This is a genomic window from Arthrobacter sp. CP30 (assembly GCF_053470025.1).
The window spans coordinates 1-568 of sequence record NZ_JBQEMM010000043.1; the positions used below are offsets into that span (position 1 = coordinate 1).

General features: G+C 62.0%; 2 protein-coding genes. Both read left to right on the forward strand.

Annotation, left to right across the window (positions count from 1 at the left end; genetic code table 11):
- Nucleotides 1–318 (forward strand): hypothetical protein (locus tag ACTIMO_RS17230; protein WP_448183214.1); only part of this gene is annotated, 318 nt, incomplete at its 5' end.
- A 30-nt stretch (nucleotides 319–348) separates the two neighbouring features.
- Nucleotides 349–537: a hypothetical protein gene (locus ACTIMO_RS17235; protein WP_345850113.1), complete on the forward strand. Its 189-nt coding sequence runs from the start codon at nucleotides 349–351 to the stop codon at nucleotides 535–537.
- The last annotated feature ends 31 nt before the right edge of the window (nucleotides 538–568 follow it).

Sequence of the window (568 nt, forward strand, 5' to 3'; positions counted from 1 at the left end):
GCATGGTGGAGCGTCGCTGACCGACTGCGCAACACCTACAACGCGGTGGTGAACGGCGCGAAGTTCGATCCCGCCGACATGATCTTCATCGATGGCACGATCCCGTTCCTGTCCAAGCTGGTCGACGAACTCGCGACCCCGAAGCGGGATTTCGACAATGCCGGCAAGGTCAAGGTCGAGAGCAAGAAGGACCTGGCCAAGCCGAACCGCGAGGGCGGCCCGGTCAAGTCGCCGAACCTTGCCGATGCGTTCGTCATGGCTTTCGCGCCCGGCCGTCGGGCGATGGTGATCAGCGATGAAGCGCTCCAGGCTGCGTAATCACGTGGTAAATCATGGAAGGAGTTCGAAATGAAGAAGCCCAAAACCCCTAAAGTCGCGGATGTCTTCCCGAAGATCTGCGAATGCGGTGGCGCGATGATCGCGACCGAAAAGCTGCTGCCAACATCGCCGCCGCGCTACGAGCACATCTGCACGCTGTGCGCGCGCGCCGACGCCTTTCCCGCGGGACACCCGTTGGGGACCGCTGGCGCAGCCTGATTTGCCTCGTCCAGACAGAGGAGAAGGACAT

What these genes read in the sequence shown, in the direction of transcription:
- ACTIMO_RS17235 (WP_345850113.1), top strand. Translation starts at nt 349, where the DNA reads ATGAAGAAGCCCAAAACCCCTAAAGTCGCGGATGTCTTCCCGAAGATC.